This is a genomic window from Sphingobium sp. 15-1, from assembly GCF_013375535.1.
In the GTDB taxonomy this organism is placed as follows: Bacteria; Pseudomonadota; Alphaproteobacteria; order Sphingomonadales; family Sphingomonadaceae; genus Sphingobium; species Sphingobium aromaticivastans.
The window spans coordinates 2923415-2938327 of record NZ_JABXJG010000001.1 but is presented as its reverse complement, the minus strand read 5'-3'; the positions used below and the strand labels follow the sequence as shown (position 1 = coordinate 2938327).

Here is a 14913-nt window from a genome sequence, read left to right as displayed (position 1 = left end):
GAGCTAGGCGGCCTCAAGCAGATGCCGCCGCTCGGCGCGCGAAAGACCTTCGGGTTCGGGGCCGGTCAGGTCGAAGTCGAACGTCAAATGGGCCAACGCCGGCACCGGCTGCCATGGCCGCCGTTCCTCGATCGACATCCGACCCCGTTGTGCCGCTTCAATGGCGGCCGTGACCCGCCGAACGATCGGCCCGCCGATCCCATCAGCATCGACCGCTTCGCGGTCGTCGCGAACGATGGCAAAGCCGCTCGCGATAAGCTGGTCAAAATCCCACAGATACCCGCCACCGCTATGCTCCTTGAGCCGGAGCACGAACAGGTCGTTGCGGCTCCCGTCGATTCTCGTGCCGGCATCGCGTTCGGTTAGGAGCCAGACGTCGCCACGATAATTGGCTGGTCGATAATCCTTGAGCAGATCGACCTTCAGCGCACGCGGCTGCGTCCGCAGCAGATCGGTCATGGTCGATTGCGAGATCAGATTGTAGCGCAGCAGCGTTCGGCACGTCGCTTCGTAGCTGGCCCCCAAGCGCAGCGAGAGTTGATACACGACGTTGGGACGGCGGAAATCATCGACCTGCCAATCCTGGCGCGCGCTGTGTGACAGGATCAGCCATTTTGGCATCATGAAGGCGATAGCAAAGGCGTCCGCCTCGGTTTCCTGAAACAGCCCACCGGGCTCGGGCGAGTTCGGCATCCGCCGCAAGATGCTTTCGTCATCCAGACTGGGTTGATGTTGCATCGAGAAATGGCCCAGCTCGTGAGCGGCCGTGAAGCGCTGAATGCTCATTGGCCGCTCCGTCGTCACCAAGACGCCATGCGCCGGCGCGCTCAGATAGGCACCGAGCAGCCCCTTGAGTGGCCGGAGCAATAACGGCAGATCGACCGCGTGGATCGCGCTGAACACATCGACATTGCCGCCCTGCTGTTCAATCACTTCGCGCGTATTCAACTGCCGATGTAGCCGCCCAGCGGCCATGGCCCCGGCGCGAACCGCGCTCGCGTAGTCGAGCGCCATGGTCAGCTCTGTCCTCCGCCTGACCGCGCGCGCAGATAGTCGGCGAAGCGGCCAAGCTCTTCGCGGTCCTGCGTGGACAGATCGGCAACGCGCCGCGCCAAATGTGCGACATCTGCCGGCAGGCTGGCCGAGGCTTCGTCCTCGCCAGTGAAATAGCCTACCGACTGCCGATACAGCCGCGCGAGCCGAGTCAACTCGATCGCCTCGACGCGGCGCTGCCCGTTTTCAATATCGGTGAGTCCCGTGCGCGGGATCTTGAGATAGGCCGCTACCTCTTCTTGTTTCAGGCCCAGATATTTCCGGGCCTCGCGCAGTCGCTCCCCCAAGCGTCGCCGCTCCTCCTCGTCGTCCTCGTGACGCAATGCGAGATTGGTCATGGTTTCGATCCTTTCTTGCGAATCCATACGCGCTCGATCTTGGGGACAAGATGTTCGAGCGCAGCTTCGATCGAACTGTAGCCACCCGTGCGGACGATGCTCTCGCGCAGTTCGAAGCCGACAACAGGTTCAAGCGCACACAGCGTGTCGACGACCGACAGCGAATCCATCGGAATGGGAGCCTTGATGATCTTCGGATTATCCGGGGGAAGCGGAATGCCGCGAACCTGCGCCTCCGCCTTTGCCACTTCGATCAGCTCAGCCACGAGCGTCGCAATGACGTCGTTCGTGGGGAATGCTACCGTAACCGGCTTGGTAGGTGCAATTGTCGCCATCTACGCCTCGCACGATTTGCCTACATAGGCTATATGTAGTGTCGGATATTCCGACATGCAAGAGAGAAGTAGTGATGTGAAAGTCATGGCGCCTCCCTGCGGGACCGCCGCCCTATCTCCGCTGCGCTTCGACCGAGTCCCTGACGGGTCTCATCCCATGCGGGTGACGACCGGACTGGCGTGGGGCGCTCGTGCGCCCATGGGTCAATCCGCCATGCGGATCGGGGTTCTTCCCTCTGCGGAAATCGCGCCAGGGCGTTCGCCGGCCCGATCGCGTTGATCGTTGCACTCCCGCTATGGGATGGGCGTCGCTTCCCTTTAGGCCCGCCGCGCCGGGCCGCAACGCGCGTGGCCGCGCTTACCTTCTCTTTGTTCCAGCCCTTCGGGTGCGTCCCGGCTCCGCCGCCGGGCCTGCCGGTCGCTCTTTCGCCGCCCACCCCATTCCGGGGTGCGTGTGGTTTTGAAGGAGAAGTGTGATGAACGCTGTTACCGAAACCGCAGCCGCCGAGCCTGTGTCCGGCATCGAGATTTTCGTGCCGCTTGCCAAGCTCAAGAAGTCCCCGCGTAATGCCCGCAAGGTGCCGCATGGGGAGGCCGCCATCGCGGCGCTGGCCGCTTCCATCCAGCACAAGGGGATGATCCAGAACCTTGTCGTGGAGCCCGAGGTCAAGGCGGACGGGACGCCGACGGGCTGCTATTTCGTGACCGCTGGCGAAGGCCGCAGACAGGCGCAGTTGCTGCGCGCCAAGCGCAAGCAGATCAGGAAGTCGGAGGCCATCCGCTGCTGGTTGGACACGCAGAATGATCCGGCCGAGGTCAGCCTTGACGAGAATGTCACCCGGACGCCGATGCACCCCGCCGACCAGTTCGAGCGGTTCGCGGAGCTTTCCCGCGACAAGGGATGGGGCGCGGAAGAGATCGGCGCGCGGTTCGGGGTGTCCGCCCATGTGGTGAAGCAGCGGCTTCGCTTGGGCGCTGTCAGCCCGAAGCTGTTGCAGGTCTATCGTGAGGACGGCCTTACGCTGGACCAGCTTATGGCCTTCGCCATCACCGAGGACCACGCCCGTCAGGAGCAGGTGTTCGAGAACCTGCACCACAATCGCGAGCCGTGGATCATCCGCCGCGACATGATCGCGAGCAATGTTCCGGCGACCGACCGGCGCGCGGTGTTCGTCGGGGCCGACGCCTATATCGAGGCGGGTGGCAATATCATCCGTGACCTGTTCAGCGAGGATCGGGGCGGTTTCTTCGAGGACGTGGGCTTGCTCGACATGCTCGCCATCGAGAAGCTGCGCGAGGTTGCCGCCGAAGTGCAGGCCGAGGGCTGGAAATGGACCGAAGCGCATATCGACTATCCCCATGCACACGGGATGCGGCGCTTCTATCCGCAGACCGTCGCCCTGTCCGACGAGGACGAGGCGCGACTTGATGCCCTGTCCACCGCGCATGACGAACTGGCAGAGGGCTATTCGTCCTATGACGAGATGCCCGAGGACGTGGCGGCTAAGCTGGAGGCGATTTCCGACGAGATCGACGCCATCTCCGAGAAGCGCCACGCCTACGACGCCAACGTGATCGCGCATGGCGGGGTGTTCGTGGTGCTGACCCATGACGGCGTTCCCCGTCTCGAGCGCGGCTTTGTCCGGCCCGAGGACGAGGCGCTGGCCGACCCGCAGCCCGAGGAGGAGGGCGAAGGCGAAGCCATCGGGCGGGAAGCCGTCGAGGACGAGCAGGCCGAGGACGGCGACGAGGACGTGCAGGGGATCGAGGAAGAGGACGGGGAACCGGGCAAGCCGATTTCCGACAGCCTCACCCGCGACCTGTCCGCCCATCGGACGCTGGCCTTGCGTGTCGCCCTTGGAGAGCGCCCCGGCATGGCCTTGATCGCCCTGACCCACACGCTCACGGCGCAACTGTTCTACAGCTATGCCGAGGCCGGTTGCCTTGAGGTTCGTCCGACCGTGACGCCGCTGGGCAGCCACGCGGACGGGATCGAGGACACACCATTGGCTGCGCGGGCGAACGAGGCGCGCGAGGCTTGGGCCGAGCGGATGCCGCGTAACGTGGCCGACCTTTGGAGCTTTGTCGTCGGGATGGACGACGACGAGCGGCTGGCGCTGCTGGCGCATTGCGCGTCCCGCACCGTCAACGCCCTGCGCCTCCCGTGGGATCGCAAGCCCCCCTCGCTGCAAACGGCGGACAGGCTGGCGCGCGCGCTGGCGCTGGATGTGGCGAAGGACTGGACGCCCACCGTGGACAGCTACCTTGGCCGCGTCACCAAGGCGCATATCGTGGAGGCCGTCGCCGAAGGCGTATCGGAGGATGCCGCCCGCCGGATTGCGGACATGAAGAAGCCGGACATGGCGCAAGCCGCCGAGCAGCTTCTGGCTGGGGCCGGCTGGCTTCCCGCCGTGCTGCGGACGCCCGAGCCGGAGGTGGACCAGCCTGCGCCCGTCGAGGCCGGGGATAGCGGGACCGTGGAGCAGCCGTTCGCAGCGGAGGCCCCCGATACCGGAGCGGAGGACGGCGAAGCGTTCTATGCCGTCGCCGCCGAATAACGGCCTGGGCCGGGGCCGCGCGAGCGGTCCCGGCCTTCTTTCCGTCGCCACCTCAAAAAACCGCGGCCGCGCCCTTTGCCGGGCGCGGCCGCTCGCTCATTTGAGGGTCCGCAATCTTGTGGGGAGCAGATCGCCCCGTTGCTTGAGGATCGGATAGGCCGACGCCTCGATCAGATGGCCGCTGACCCGCTTGAGATCGCGCAGCGCATCGAGATGCAGCGCGCTCGTCTCCACCGTTTCCACATTGCCCGACCGCAGCCGGTCGAAATGCGCGGCGGTCGCTTCATCCTCCAGGCGGCGGAACCCGTCCTTCTCGGCCGCCAACGCCCGCGCGGCCGTCACATCGCCGCTCAGGAACACCGCCGTCGATTGGTGGAGCGTCTCCACGAGTCGATCGACCTGCGAGATCAGATCCGCCGTCCCCTCACGGGAAAAGGCCAGGCCCCGCTTGATCCGGCGATTGGCGACGCCCAGCAGGCCGCGGTCGATCAGGTCGCCGGCCTGTTCGAGATTGATTGAGAAGGTGAGAATGCGGGCCAGCTTCTCATTGTCCGCCTCGTTCAGACGCGCCGTGTCGATCGCCAGCAGGTTTTCCTTGATCGCACGGTTGAGCCGGTCGAGCCGGTCATCCAGCGCTTTCGTCTCCTCGATCCGCCTGCGGTTGGGGTTGGCGAGCGCCTCGCGCAGGCCGGACAGCATTTCCTCCAGCACGTCGGCCATGTGCAACGCCTCGCGTGTCGCGCCGGCGAGCGCCCCCGTGACCGGGGCGCCGACCGCCACCGACTGGAGATAGCGCGGCGTGTCGGGTCCGACCTGTTCGGGCCGCGACGGCAGCAGCCGTTCGAGAAGCCGCGCATAGGGCGTAAGCAGGGGCAAGAAGATCAGCGCCAGCGCCAGATTGAAGCCGGTGTGGAAGTTCGCGATGGCCCGGCCGGGCGCGCTCTCGATGCTCGTGATTATCGGCGCGACCCACGGATAGATCGCCAACACCGCCAGCACGCCGACCACGCGGTTGAGCAGGTTGCCGATCGGCAGCCGCCGGGCGCCGGGATCGCGCGCGCCGCCCTCCAGCACCGGGTTGATCGCCGTGCCGATATTGGCGCCGAGCGCCAATGCGATCCCGGCGGGCACGGTCAGCGCGCCCTTGGTCGCGAGCGACATGGCGAGCAGCACGACCGCCACGCTCGAATGCGACGCCCAGGTCAGGACGATCCCGAGCAGGACGATGAAGACGAAATGGGTCGAGAGCATCGCAACGAAGCTCTGCGTCGCCTCCATCGCCGTGAGCGCGTCGAGCAGGCTCAGGAGTTGGTGGAGGGCGAACAGCATGAGCCCGAGGCCGATGAAGATGCGGCCCGAATCCCGCGTCCCGGCCTGTCCGCGCCGGAACAGGAGATAGCCGATCAGCACCAGGATCGGGGCGATGATCGAGATTTCGAAAGCGAGAAGCTGGACGATCAGCGTCGTGCCGACATTGGCGCCCAGCATCACGGCGAGGCCCGGCGCGAGCGCCACCAGTCCCTCGGACGCGAAGCTGGTGAGCATCAGGCCGGTGGCGGTGCTGCTCTGGAGCAGCGCGGTGACGCCGAGCCCGGCGAGGAAGGCGCTGAACTGATTGCCGAGTCGATGGGCCAGGAAGGATCGCAGCCCCGCCCCGAGCGCGCGCTGCGCGCCGGTCTGGACCATGTGGACGCCCCACAGCAGAAGCGCGACGATGCCGGCAAGATCGAGCAGGGTCAGCGTGATACTCGTCGATCATACTCCTCAATAGGCGCGACACCCGTCGATGCGGGGGCGCTATTGTCACTCGCGAGCGCGCGCCCGCGTCGAACGGCCGGCGACCAGAGCCCGTTCACGACATTCCCGGTTGCGCTGGCTATGGTCGATTTCCGACAGACGAATCGAGACGGGCGCGGAAGCGCCCTGAACGGAGGCTGCTAGTCCGACGAGAGGAAGGAACCATATGGATATACCGGACGACATCTTCACCGAACCCGATGCAGCTTCCGACACCCTTGCTAATCTCGGACCGCTCCGCCGTTTGGCCGGGATATGGGAAGGTCATCGTGGCGTCGATCTCAACCCCAAGGCCGATGGACCCGAACAGCGGGACTATTATGAGCGCATCGAGATTCAGCCGATCGACGCGCAGACCAACGGTCCACAGCTCTTCTACGGCCTGCGCTACCACGTCCACATCAACACCACGGAAGAGCAGATCGCCTTCCACGACCAGGTCGGCTACTGGCTGTGGGAGCCGGCGACCGGCCTCATCCTCCAGACCGTGGCGATCCCGCGCGGCCAGATCGCCATCGCCGCGGGACAGGCGGAGCCGGACGCCACCAAGCTGATCCTGAAGGCCGAGCGCGGCCAGACCGAATACGGGATCTGCTCGACGACCTTCCTTGAGCTGGCCTTCCGCACGGACTCCTATCAGATCGAAGTCGATTTCCACGCCGACGGCTCATGGAGCTATGTGTCCGAGACCAGCCTGCTGGTGCGTGGGCGTGACACGCCGTTCCTGCACCGCGATACGAACACCCTGACGAAGATCGCCGAGCCGGACCTGAACCCCTGGGCGCGGATCATGCGCGACACGCAGAAGCCTTCCCCTGGCGGCGGCGCCTGATCCGCCGCTCCGGTAGCGGGCGTCGGCCCCGCCTGTTGTCCCGCACGTCCGTCCTCGCGTGAGCGACTGAGGCTGGATACTCCTTCCACCGAAGCGCCCGGTGCTGCGGATTCGCCGAGCACGCCTGTCGCCACCTGAGAACTGCCGTCGCCGCGCCACACGGCCTCTCCAATGGCTTGTCTGACCGAGGCTGATCGCCTTCCCGCAAGGGCGGCGGGCGGCTTTTTTCCGCCGCCTTCGGCTTTGCATCGCGAAGCAAAAAAGCCGCCCGCCGCCCAACCTCCACTGCGTTCCAGCCGCAAGCGGTGCGGGGTCGATCGCGCCCCGACCAACGCCGAGCCATCGAGGCCGCGATGGGCGTGGCCCGAGCAAGCAGGAGATTACGACATGGCTACGATCGGCACCTTCACCGCCAACAGCAAGGGCGAGTTCAACGGCGTCATCAAGACGCTCACCCTCAGCACCAAGGCGACCCTTCGCCCGGTCGAGAAGGAAGGCGAGAAGTCCCCCGACTTCCGCATCAGCGCCGGCGACATGGACATCGGCGCCGCCTGGAAGAAGACCAGCCGCGAGGGCCGCGACTACATCTCGGTCAAGCTGGACGATCCGAGCTTCCCGGCTCCGATCTACGCCACCCTGGTCGAGACCGAGACCGCCGGCGAATACGCCCTCATCTGGTCGCGCTGAGCGGCCGACGACGCCCCGCTCCACAGAGCGGGGCGTCTTCCCCTATTGAACGCCGTCAACTTAGCGGATTGTGCGCCGCGACGATCCAGGCCGCGCCATCGATCATCACCGACCGCTCGCCGGGACGTCCGGCGAAGGCGGCGCGAACCGCCGCCGAGGCGCGGGCGCGGATGTCGTCCGGCTGATCGGCGAGAGCGCGCGACAGCGGGCCGACCTCGAACGCCATCTCCACCGCGTCGTCGATCGCCGCGTCCCGCGTCGCGCCCTGGCCGAACGGGATCGAGTCGTCAAAGGGCGCGATAGTGATGTCGCTATACCCGGCCGCCGTCAGGATGCGTGCGACGCGATCCCGGTCCCCGAACGAGAACGGACCAGGCGCTTCGGGGTCGGGCGGCGCAGGCGGCGGGATGATGTCACGGATGGCGCTCATCGGCAGGCGCACCCAATCGTTCTCGGCCGCACCGCGCCAGCAGACGAAGGCAAGCCGGCCGCCGGGCCTGAGCGCGCGGCGCATATGGGCGAAGGCCGGTACCGGATCATCGAAGAACATCACCCCGAAGCGCGAGAATAGAATGTCGAACGCGCTTTCGTGCAGCGGCGCGCTGCCGGCGTCGGCCACCTGAAACACGACCGGCGCCTCCTTCGGCATCAGCGCGCAGGCCCGTTCGATCAGCGGCTCGGATATGTCCACGCCCAGCACTTCGCCTTTCGCGCCGACGCGAGCCGCCAAAGCCAGGCTCGACGCGCCCGCGCCGCAGCCGACGTCCAGCACGCGCTCGCCCGCCCTTGGCGCGGCGGTCTCGATTGCAGCGTCGCCGAACACCGCCAGCATGGCGTCGAGCCGCGCCTGGTTGGCGACCCAGCGCTCCCCGCTGGGGCCGTTCCAGTCGGCGACCTGATAGGTGTTCTGCGCTGACATCGCGATTCCTAATTGAGAATTATTCGCAACTAGGCTATCCGAACGGTCGAGGCAAGGGGAGCCGAACCGAGGAGAGCGACGCCATGACCGCCCGGCAGGACCGATCAATGACGACCAGCCTGCCGGCCGTGACGACGCTGCTCGTCGGCGCCGGCCGGCTGGCGTTGAGGCGGGTCTCATGATGCACGCGACCGTCGCACGCGGCGAGGCGATTCCCGCTCCCGACGAGCTGGTGACGGCCGCCGCCCGCTGCTGGCGCGCGGCGCGCGATGCGCGCGCTCCCGTTCAGCAACGGCTTTACATGACGCTGTCGCCCCACGACTGCGGGATGCTCGCGCCGGTGTTCGCCAGCCTGATGGCGCTATGCGAAGCCGCGCTTGGCCGACCGATCGCTGTGGGCGGAGTGATGCTGTCCGACGACGAACATCTGCTGATCGGTCTGCTCGACGGCTCAAAGCCCCGCCGCGCCTGCATCGACTGCGCCGACGGCGTGGCATCCGCACTCGACTGTGCCATCTGCTCGACCCGGATCATGATGGCGCTGACGATGGGCCGTCCCACCGGCTATCCCAACCACCAACTCGATCCGACGCGCATCCGCTTGACGATCCCGAGCTGAAAGGCGGGAACGTCGGGATGGGCAAATACGATGCGCTGGGCGCTTTCCTGAGACGGTGGAAAGTCCGTAACGACGCCGAGGACGTCGAACTCGGCTTCGCGCAGATCGAGAGCATCATCGGCGGCCTGCTGCCGCGTGGCGCGGCCGAGCCTGAATGGTGGTGCGCTAAGGGAGATGCGGATTGCAGCGCGCCGCAACGCCGGGCCTGGCTGGATGCCGGGTTCGAGGCCCTCGCCGAGCCCAAAACGGAGCGGGTCTATTTCCGAAAGCGAACAGCTACGGTCGTTCCCGCTAGCCGGGACCGAATGCTCTAGATCGGCGCCGCTGGCGCGGCGCGGTGCTTGGGGCGCTGCCCCTGGCGCACTTCGGATCAGCTTCCGCCCAGCTTCCTCCACGCTTCGCGTTCCGTGCAGCCGGTTCCCCGCGAAGCCGCCCCTCCGTTTGCACCCCCGGTCTCGCCGACGGGCAGGGTTTCAGCGCGGCGCTCCGCTGCGCGGAAACCCAAGCCCAAGGAAGGAACCGACCATGTATCATCAACTCGCGACCCGGTTCGGCCGCAACGCCCACCAGATCAGCGGCTATGAGGCGCTCGACAACGAGGCGCTGTATCGGCACGTCCCGTCCATCTTCGCCCGCGAGGCGCATGACAGCCGTTCGGAGCGCTATGTCTATGTTCCGACCATCGACATCGTGGAGGGGTTGCGCCGGGAAGGGTGGTTCCCGTTCTTCGCCGTCCAGTCCGTCCCCCGCGACGGCGGCCGCCACGGTCACGCCAAGCACATGCTGCGCCTGCGCCGCGATGACGGCATCGGCAAGCCCGAGGCCGCCGAGGTCATCATCGTCAACAGCCATGACGGGACCAGCGCCTATCAGATGTTCGCCGGGATGCTGCGCTTCGTCTGCACCAACAGCATGATCGCGGGCGAGCGGTTCGAGGAAGTCCGCGTCCCCCACAAGGGCAACATTCAGGACGACATCATCGAAGGCGTCTATACCGTTGCCGAGGATTTCCCGCGCCTGATCGACGCCAGCGAGGGCATGAAAGCGACGCAGCTTTCCGATGACGAGCGGCGGTTGCTCGGCGAGGTGAGCCTGGTCGCCCGCTATGGCGAGGACGAAAGCCCGCTTCGTCCCGAGCAGATCATCGAGCCGCGCCGCCGCGAGGATGTAGGCTCCAGCCTGTGGAGCACGTTCAACGTCATTCAGGAAAACGTCGTTCGTGGCGGATTGCATGGCCGCAAGCGCAATGCCGAGGGCCGCATCCGCCGCAGCCAGACCCGCGCCATCAACGGCATCGACCAGAACGTCACCCTTAATCGCGCGCTCTGGACGCTGGCCGAAGGCATGCAGCGTTTGAAGGCGGGATAACCACGCGCCGCCGCAGGGCCGGTTTCGGCCCTGCGGCTTTAGGCTTCCCGGCAGCTATGGATTTGCGCCGATCCGGCTCGACCCGGATCGGCGACGGCCGCGCGGCCGTTTTCATGAGCGCGTATATTCACATTATCCCAAGACGACTATAATAGTCGTTTTCATGGCGTACAGCGCGTTGCTTGTGGAGGTGGTCATGCATGATCACTTCCCGCCAAGTGCGGGCCGCACGCGCGCTTCTCGGTTGGACACAGGAGATGCTTGCCGACAAGGCCCTTGTTGCTCTGACCGCGCTGAAGCGCGTCGAGTCAGAGAGCGGCCTGCCCGTGCGCGAAGACACGCGGCATCAGGTGGTCAGGGCGCTGGAGGCGGCTGGCGTCGTCTTTCTCGATTCGGATCGCGGCGAAGGCCTGATGGTGGTGCGCGAGGCTCTGGAGAAGACCCGGAAGTAAACGGGCCTTGCTGTTGAGTAGATTATCCCCTCGACATGACTCGGCCATAGCCGCGTCGGGGCGATTATTTCGATCCATTATGGTGTATGTTTGGTGAATCGGCACGCGCAGGGGGCAATGGCTGAAGGCGGAGCGAGGCGATGGCGATAGCCGCTTTCGAGGACCGCGCGCCCGATGCGCCGCACGTCACCGAGTATGACGAACGCCATCATCGGACCTATTGGCGGCTGCTCGATGCCGCCGAGGAAAAAGCCGATTGGCGCGAAGCCGTGCGGATCATCTTCGGGATCGACCCGGCCGCCGAACCCGAACGCGCGCGCCTCGTCCACGACTCCCATCTCGCTCGCGCCCGGTGGATGAGCGAGACCGGCTACCGCCATTATCTGCGTCCGCCAGGGTCGTAGAATCGACCTTGGCCGCCCGCCGGCGGTTCGGAAAAGCCAGTCAAAACGCTGACTTGAATCCGCTATGCGCTCGCCCGCTCGGCAGGGCTTCTCGCCAACGGCGAGCCTGAGAACATCTTCCAACGCGCTCCCCAGAGGGCCATGCTTGGGAGGGTTACGATGCCGCCTGAGAAGGATTGGCGCGTGTCCCCGGACGAAGCCGGGGACGACGCGCTGCAATATTCCGACATCGCCATCGGCTACGTCAGCCGGAATGAACAGTATCGCACCGACTACCACCGCGCGCTCGGCCGCGTGAAGCGCGGCGCGATCACCGCAGACGAGGCGACCGCCGGTCTGGTGCGGCGCTGGGGAATCAGCTTCCACGCCGCGCCGGCTTTCGCCTTCGATCCGAAGCTGGCGGTGGCGCGGCCGGACCTGTCCCCGGCCAGCATCGTCCTGGCGCCGGCCTTGCCCGACATCGGCGCTGTCCCGGGCCTCGACATGAAAATGCTGGGCGCCGTTCGCGCGCGGACGAGAATCGGCGACTTCCTCCATCTCATCCTCGCTGACACCGATGGCGACGCGCATCTCTGGGTGTCGGGCTCGCTCGACCGGCCGCTGGCCATGATGCTGCCGATCGGGAGCGATCCCATCACCCGCCTCGCGGCCGCCGAGCGGCTGTCCCGCCGCCTGGGTGGCTTGGCGGCCGGGCCGCCGCCCTTGCGTCCGACGCCCTTCCGGCGGCGTCATCTGCTCACGCTGTTGCAAGTGCTCGACGGCCTTCAGGCCGGCGCCACCCGCAAGGAGCTGGCCGCCGCGCTGATCGACGGCGACGTCTGCGCCTACAACGCCGCCGATTGGACCGAAAGCCGCGAGCGCAAGCGCATCAGCCGATGGATCGCCGAGGCCGTGGAGCTGCGCGACGGCGGCTATATCCGCTTGCTGCGCGGCGGTTGAGGGGGACATTCCCGACCCCCTCGACTTTGTCCCTTCTTCGGCTTGGGGTCATTTCGCCACCATCGCCTCCTGTCCGCCGGCCCCGCTTTTCGGAGCCGGCCATCATCAGGAGGATCATCATGGCCGAGCCTGTCGCCGTCACGACGCCACGCTATCTCAAGACGCCCGATGCGGCGATCCATCTCGGCCTGTCGGCGCGGACGCTGGAGAAACATCGCTGCTTCGGCACCGGGCCGGTGTTCCGCCGACTCGGCGGCCGCATCGTCTACGCGATCGACGACCTCGATGCCTGGGCGGCGCTTGGCACCCGCCGCTCGACCTGTGATCCCGGCGCCGGCGTGGTTTACCCCGCCAAGCGCCTGCCCACCGATTGCGTGCGGCGCTGAGCACCCATGCCCGCCGCGTCGTCCCCGTCTGACCGGTCCAGCGTCGAGCGGACGCAGCTTGAGCTGTTCCGTTCCGTCCCCGGCGACCTCGCCGTCCGCGACGCGCAGGACTTGATGGCCTGGCCGTTCTTCAGCCTCGCCAAGACCAGGCGCGCGGCGCCGATCGACTTCCGCATGGGCGCGACCTGGATCTCGGTCGAAGCCGTGCCCGAGCACGGCATGGCGACTATTTGGGACGCCGACGTGCTGATCTGGGCGGCCAGCCAGCTCATCGAGGCGCGCGATGCCGGACGGCCAACCTCGCGCCTGATGGCGACGACGCCGCACGAGATATTGGCGTTCACCCGGCGCGGCTTCGGCAAGGCGAGCTACGAGCGCCTGAAGGCGGCGCTCGACCGTTTGCAATCCACGACGGTCGCCACTTCGATCCGGCAGGAGCATCAGCGCCGGCGCCATCGCTTTTCCTGGATCAACGAATGGCGCGAGCGGGCGGACGGCAATGGTCGCGCGCTCGGCATCGAACTGATCCTGGCGGACTGGTTCTATGCCGGCGTGCTGGATCGCGCGCTCGTCCTGACGATCGACCGCGCCTATTTCGATCTCACCGGCGGCCTGGAGCGCTGGCTTTACCGCATCGTCCGCAAGCATGGCGGCCGCCAGCACGGCGGCTGGAGCTTCGACGTTCCGCACCTCCATCTGAAATCGGGTGTGCTCTCGCCGCTCCGGCGCTTCGCGTTCGAGCTGCGCGGCATCGTCGCCCGTCAACCGCTGCCCGGCTACGTCCTCGCGCTCGAACATGCGCTCGGCCGCGACCGGCTGACCTTCACCCCGATCGCGCAAGATCCGTTCGACGCCGCCGTGCGCCGCGTCGGCCTCAAGCCTGTGGATAACCGGCCATGAGGCTCGGACTATCAGGAACAGGCGGATTCGGACGATCGGGAACGCCGGACACGGACTATCGGGAACGCGCGGTCCTCGCAAACCTGCGGAAATCCTCGCGAAATCGACTCCCTTCTAACGGTGCTAATAGAAAAGAATCCTTCGGATTCTTGCTAACGGCGCGCGCGGCTGTGGACAGCCCGGCGCTGAAGGCCGCGCGCCACACGCGCGCTGCGCACCCTAATCCCGGAGACCGCCAATGAATCCCGACAGGCCCGCCGGCCCACGCGGCGGTGGCGCGCTGAGCGCGCTGGCCCACGACGGCCTCACCCATGTCGAGCTGACCTGGATCGAGAAGAAGCTGGAGCATTGGATACGCTTCGGCCGGGCCGCGCAGGATCGCATCACCACACGCCGCACGCGCGTCGCCAGCTTCCGGCCAGGCGCCGTCTTCGCGTTCGTCCGCTGGGCGTCCAACGATTTCGGCACGATCATATCGCGCATCGACGTGGTGCGCGCGGTTGCGGCGGGCGAGCCCTACACGACGCTGCCGTTCGTCAGGCCGGGCGGCGACATCCTGCTCAAGATCGAGGGCTGGCCGAAGGTCGCCCAGGTGCTCGCCGCGATCGACGCGGTGGAGGCGGCCGGCGTCGATCCCTGCGACGCCGCGCCCGATCATTGGCGACACGTCCACAACCGTATCGCCGGCGGTCATCAGCCGCGACCCTACACGATCGAGCGCCATCGCGCCTGGCTCAAGCGCCGGGAGATCGAGGGATGACGCGCCTCGGCTATGTCATCGCAACGGTGCTGGCGGGCGAGTTGTTCGCCGGAATGTTTGTCACGGTGGCGATTTTCGATCCGCGCCCGCGGCTCATCTGGAACGCCAGCGCCAGCGCGCCGATCGGGCTCTACCGGATACAGACCGACAGCGATCCGCCGGCCGGCGTGCTGGTCGCCGTGACGCCGACTCCGCCGCTGGCCCGCTGGCTGGCCGCTCGCCGCTATCTCCCCGAGGGGGTGCCGCTGCTGAAGCATGTCGCGGCGAAAGCCGGACAACGCATATGCCGGAAGGGCGGCGCGGTGAGCGTCGACGCACGGCCCGTCGCCGTCGCCCGCGCGCGGGACGGCCGCGGCCGTGCTCTGCCCGCTTGGCAGGGTTGCCGGACGCTGAAGCCAGGCGAACTGCTGCTGCTCAATCCAACCGTCCCCGACAGCATGGACGGCCGCTATTTCGGCGCGCTGCCGGCCTCGACGCTGCTCGGCCGGGCAACCCCGCTGCTGACCCGCGACACGCCGGACACGCCGCTGCGGTGGCGCGGCCTGCGGCCATGACCCCTGCAACCA

General features: G+C 66.9%; 18 protein-coding genes. 13 read left to right on the top strand and 5 right to left on the bottom strand.

Going from position 1 to position 14913, the window contains the following annotated elements; all coding sequences use genetic code 11:
• Positions 1–3: 3 nt before the first annotated feature.
• The 3 genes from HUK72_RS14010 to HUK72_RS14000 are packed head-to-tail and all read right to left on the bottom strand — an operon-like array spanning position 4 to position 1726.
• Entirely contained in the window at positions 4–1014 is a 1011-nt protein-coding gene (locus HUK72_RS14010) for an ImmA/IrrE family metallo-endopeptidase (RefSeq protein WP_176592462.1), read from the bottom strand.
• Positions 1015–1016: 2 nt separating this feature from the next.
• Positions 1017–1391 (bottom strand): helix-turn-helix domain-containing protein, encoded by a 375-nt coding sequence (locus tag HUK72_RS14005; protein WP_176592461.1) that lies wholly within the window; start codon positions 1389–1391, stop codon positions 1017–1019.
• Entirely contained in the window at positions 1388–1726 is a 339-nt protein-coding gene (locus HUK72_RS14000) for a hypothetical protein (RefSeq protein WP_176592460.1), read from the bottom strand. Before HUK72_RS14000 ends, HUK72_RS14005 begins: the two co-directional genes overlap by 4 nt.
• Positions 1727–2202: 476 nt before the next feature.
• On the opposite strand from HUK72_RS14000, the gene HUK72_RS13995 reads away from it, so the two are divergent.
• Entirely contained in the window at positions 2203–4284 is a 2082-nt protein-coding gene (locus HUK72_RS13995; RefSeq protein WP_176597274.1) for a ParB/Srx family N-terminal domain-containing protein, read from the top strand.
• A gap of 96 nt (positions 4285–4380) precedes the next feature.
• On the opposite strand, the gene HUK72_RS13990 is transcribed toward HUK72_RS13995, so the two are convergent.
• Entirely contained in the window at positions 4381–6018 is a 1638-nt protein-coding gene (locus tag HUK72_RS13990) for a Na/Pi cotransporter family protein (protein WP_255325819.1), read from the bottom strand.
• A gap of 229 nt (positions 6019–6247) precedes the next feature.
• Here HUK72_RS13990 and HUK72_RS13985 point away from each other — a divergent pair, with 229 nt between their 5' ends.
• Together HUK72_RS13985 and HUK72_RS13980 are read left to right on the top strand one after the other, a co-directional pair.
• On the top strand, positions 6248–6913 hold the full coding sequence (locus tag HUK72_RS13985) for an FABP family protein (protein WP_176592458.1): 666 nt from the start codon (positions 6248–6250) through the stop codon (positions 6911–6913).
• A gap of 387 nt (positions 6914–7300) precedes the next feature.
• Positions 7301–7600 carry a DUF736 domain-containing protein gene (locus HUK72_RS13980; protein ID WP_176592457.1) on the top strand — a complete coding sequence of 100 codons (300 nt, stop codon included), beginning with the start codon at positions 7301–7303 and terminating at the stop codon, positions 7598–7600.
• Positions 7601–7655: 55 nt separating this feature from the next.
• Here HUK72_RS13980 and HUK72_RS13975 read toward each other — a convergent pair whose 3' ends face one another.
• Entirely contained in the window at positions 7656–8519 is an 864-nt protein-coding gene (locus HUK72_RS13975; RefSeq protein WP_176592456.1) for a class I SAM-dependent methyltransferase, read from the bottom strand.
• A gap of 178 nt (positions 8520–8697) precedes the next feature.
• On the opposite strand from HUK72_RS13975, the gene HUK72_RS13970 reads away from it, so the two are divergent.
• From HUK72_RS13970 to HUK72_RS13925, 10 genes are all read left to right on the top strand, one after another.
• Positions 8698–9138, top strand: coding sequence for a hypothetical protein (locus tag HUK72_RS13970; protein WP_176592455.1), 441 nt, complete (start codon positions 8698–8700; stop codon positions 9136–9138).
• Positions 9139–9155: 17 nt separating this feature from the next.
• Positions 9156–9452, top strand: coding sequence for a hypothetical protein (locus tag HUK72_RS13965; RefSeq protein WP_176592454.1), 297 nt, complete (start codon positions 9156–9158; stop codon positions 9450–9452).
• Between the two features lie 211 nt (positions 9453–9663).
• Entirely contained in the window at positions 9664–10506 is an 843-nt protein-coding gene (locus HUK72_RS13960) for a DUF932 domain-containing protein (protein ID WP_176592453.1), read from the top strand.
• A gap of 200 nt (positions 10507–10706) precedes the next feature.
• Positions 10707–10958 (top strand): XRE family transcriptional regulator, encoded by a 252-nt coding sequence (locus HUK72_RS13955; protein WP_176592452.1) that lies wholly within the window; start codon positions 10707–10709, stop codon positions 10956–10958.
• A gap of 140 nt (positions 10959–11098) precedes the next feature.
• Complete coding sequence (locus tag HUK72_RS13950) at positions 11099–11362, top strand: DUF2285 domain-containing protein (RefSeq protein ID WP_176597273.1); 264 nt, start codon at positions 11099–11101, stop codon at positions 11360–11362.
• A 159-nt stretch (positions 11363–11521) separates the two neighbouring features.
• Positions 11522–12301 (top strand): DUF2285 domain-containing protein, encoded by a 780-nt coding sequence (locus tag HUK72_RS13945; protein WP_176597272.1) that lies wholly within the window; start codon positions 11522–11524, stop codon positions 12299–12301.
• A gap of 119 nt (positions 12302–12420) precedes the next feature.
• Complete coding sequence (locus tag HUK72_RS13940) at positions 12421–12687, top strand: AlpA family transcriptional regulator (protein ID WP_176592449.1); 267 nt, start codon at positions 12421–12423, stop codon at positions 12685–12687.
• Between the two features lie 6 nt (positions 12688–12693).
• Positions 12694–13587, top strand: a complete 894-nt coding sequence (locus HUK72_RS13935; RefSeq protein ID WP_176592448.1) for a replication initiator protein A — start codon at positions 12694–12696, stop codon at positions 13585–13587.
• A 238-nt stretch (positions 13588–13825) separates the two neighbouring features.
• Positions 13826–14347 (top strand): DUF2840 domain-containing protein, encoded by a 522-nt coding sequence (locus HUK72_RS13930; RefSeq protein WP_176597271.1) that lies wholly within the window; start codon positions 13826–13828, stop codon positions 14345–14347.
• On the top strand, positions 14344–14901 hold the full coding sequence (locus HUK72_RS13925; protein ID WP_176592446.1) for a S26 family signal peptidase: 558 nt from the start codon (positions 14344–14346) through the stop codon (positions 14899–14901). The genes HUK72_RS13930 and HUK72_RS13925 overlap by 4 nt, the downstream gene beginning before the upstream one ends.
• Positions 14902–14913 lie beyond the last annotated feature (12 nt).

What these genes read in the sequence shown, in the direction of transcription:
- HUK72_RS14010 (WP_176592462.1), bottom strand. Translation starts at nt 1,014, where the DNA reads ATGGCGCTCGACTACGCGAGCGCGGTTCGCGCCGGGGCCATGGCCGCT.
- HUK72_RS14005 (WP_176592461.1), bottom strand. Translation starts at nt 1,391, where the DNA reads ATGACCAATCTCGCATTGCGTCACGAGGACGACGAGGAGGAGCGGCGA.
- HUK72_RS14000 (WP_176592460.1), bottom strand. Translation starts at nt 1,726, where the DNA reads ATGGCGACAATTGCACCTACCAAGCCGGTTACGGTAGCATTCCCCACG.
- HUK72_RS13995 (WP_176597274.1), top strand. Translation starts at nt 2,203, where the DNA reads ATGAACGCTGTTACCGAAACCGCAGCCGCCGAGCCTGTGTCCGGCATC.
- HUK72_RS13985 (WP_176592458.1), top strand. Translation starts at nt 6,248, where the DNA reads ATGGATATACCGGACGACATCTTCACCGAACCCGATGCAGCTTCCGAC.
- HUK72_RS13980 (WP_176592457.1), top strand. Translation starts at nt 7,301, where the DNA reads ATGGCTACGATCGGCACCTTCACCGCCAACAGCAAGGGCGAGTTCAAC.
- HUK72_RS13975 (WP_176592456.1), bottom strand. Translation starts at nt 8,519, where the DNA reads ATGTCAGCGCAGAACACCTATCAGGTCGCCGACTGGAACGGCCCCAGC.
- HUK72_RS13970 (WP_176592455.1), top strand. Translation starts at nt 8,698, where the DNA reads ATGATGCACGCGACCGTCGCACGCGGCGAGGCGATTCCCGCTCCCGAC.
- HUK72_RS13965 (WP_176592454.1), top strand. Translation starts at nt 9,156, where the DNA reads ATGGGCAAATACGATGCGCTGGGCGCTTTCCTGAGACGGTGGAAAGTC.
- HUK72_RS13960 (WP_176592453.1), top strand. Translation starts at nt 9,664, where the DNA reads ATGTATCATCAACTCGCGACCCGGTTCGGCCGCAACGCCCACCAGATC.
- HUK72_RS13955 (WP_176592452.1), top strand. Translation starts at nt 10,707, where the DNA reads ATGATCACTTCCCGCCAAGTGCGGGCCGCACGCGCGCTTCTCGGTTGG.
- HUK72_RS13950 (WP_176597273.1), top strand. Translation starts at nt 11,099, where the DNA reads ATGGCGATAGCCGCTTTCGAGGACCGCGCGCCCGATGCGCCGCACGTC.
- HUK72_RS13945 (WP_176597272.1), top strand. Translation starts at nt 11,522, where the DNA reads ATGCCGCCTGAGAAGGATTGGCGCGTGTCCCCGGACGAAGCCGGGGAC.
- HUK72_RS13940 (WP_176592449.1), top strand. Translation starts at nt 12,421, where the DNA reads ATGGCCGAGCCTGTCGCCGTCACGACGCCACGCTATCTCAAGACGCCC.
- HUK72_RS13935 (WP_176592448.1), top strand. Translation starts at nt 12,694, where the DNA reads ATGCCCGCCGCGTCGTCCCCGTCTGACCGGTCCAGCGTCGAGCGGACG.
- HUK72_RS13930 (WP_176597271.1), top strand. Translation starts at nt 13,826, where the DNA reads ATGAATCCCGACAGGCCCGCCGGCCCACGCGGCGGTGGCGCGCTGAGC.
- HUK72_RS13925 (WP_176592446.1), top strand. Translation starts at nt 14,344, where the DNA reads ATGACGCGCCTCGGCTATGTCATCGCAACGGTGCTGGCGGGCGAGTTG.